The 1,559-nt window shown below is 51.9% G+C and carries 1 protein-coding gene; it reads right to left on the bottom strand.

The annotated features are described in order from the left end of the window. Positions 1 to 1,549 (bottom strand): hypothetical protein (locus EI969_RS14250; protein ID WP_160388372.1); only part of this gene is annotated, 1,549 nt, incomplete at its 3' end. Positions 1,550 to 1,559 lie beyond the last annotated feature (10 nt).

Raw genomic sequence — 1,559 nt, 5'->3', positions numbered from 1 at the left:
TAACTAAAAAAATATGCTTGCCCCAATCCCCAATAGTGGCCTCACCAACACCATCAATCATTTCTACATTTTTGCCGGCTACGTTATAGCTGACATCAATTTGTTTGCACTCAATATAAACTGAACTTTCAAGCCTCGGACAGTATAACTCCAACCGAAAAGCACCATCTCCTGCAGCCATACAACCAACATCCCACTCGAGGTTTGATGTTTCGGCACCAATAGCAGGAACACTTTCGACCGCACCAGGCGATAGTTTACTTAAAACTGCGTACCGCATAATGAAGGCAAGCCCAGCTAACGGACTATTTGGCTTTGGCACCAATTTTATGTTGCGACGCATCTTTCTAAGGAAAGCAGTACCAGCCTCTGAAGTGTCTTTATTATCAATCTTGACATCAGCCTCATCGGCCAGGTTGGTCGACAGCAATTTGTTGGCTGTTACGTTAATCGGCGTGGTCATGCCCTGAGCAGTCATGTGCAATTGAAAGGTGCCACTTCTGTTCGCCCCGGTGACACGCCATTTATGGGTTGTCTGAAATGGATCGAATGGCGGTGCGCTGCCCAAGTCACTTGGTTGAAGCGGACTAGTGACCGTGCGTGTCAACGCTATGGGGTGGCCAGCGATTGGGCTGCCGAGTTTGGGAATCAGCTCAACATCCCTGGCCTGCCCCCTGAAGAACACGTTACCATCGGCAGGAACGCTTTCCCCTCCGATCTTGACTTCGACCTCATCGGCCAGGTTGGTCGACAGCAATTTGCTGGCTGTTACGTTAATCGGCGTGGTCATGCCCTTGCCCGCCAGCGCCAGTTGGAACGTTCCGCTTTTGGTTTTCCCCGTCACCACCCAGCTATATGTAAATTGCTCACTGCCAAATGCTGGTGTACTCACCACATTGGCAATATCGAGGCCACTTTTGATTACACAACTCAATGAAACAGGGAGGCCGGCCAACGGACTGCCTGATTTGGGTGTCAATGTGACAGTCTGTGGTTTATCCCGAATAAACCAATTGCCCGTAGGTGGAACTTCAACCCCGTCAACAAGGACATCAGCCTCATCGGCGAGGCTTAACGACAGTACGGCGCAGGGAACTTCCCAGGCTTGAGCGGTTTCTTTGCTCGACAACTTCAACGTGATGCGACCACTTTTGTTGCCAGCCGGGGTGACGACCCAACCGGTCGTGCCGTCCGGTACGGGTACCCACTCCTCAAACGCTGGAGCAGCTTCAATGCTCAGACCGTCCTGATTGTTCAATCCCAGACTAATTTCTTTTTCCTGCAGGAAGGGCGCTTCTATCCTCACCTCGTTGGGCTGACCGCGAAACAAAACCACACTCGGTGAGTTCCAGGCCACTCGCTCTCCGTTGATAAACAGCGAAGCCTGCTCCCAGGGACTCTCCAGATACACATTGATCGGAAAAATGAATGGGCTAGGACGGTCGTCATACGGGCTGTGGACACTGGCCATGATCTGGTGCTCACCCGCCGTGAGGACGTCGTACTCAAACCTGCTCCAACCTGAATCGGAGGTTGGAACACGATCCACGGGCTTCCAA

Source organism: Pseudomonas sp. PB101 (genome assembly GCF_009764265.1).
In the GTDB taxonomy this organism is placed as follows: Bacteria; Pseudomonadota; Gammaproteobacteria; order Pseudomonadales; family Pseudomonadaceae; genus Aquipseudomonas.
The sequence above is the reverse complement of the archived record's forward strand: the minus strand, read 5'-3'. Positions and strand labels throughout refer to the sequence as shown.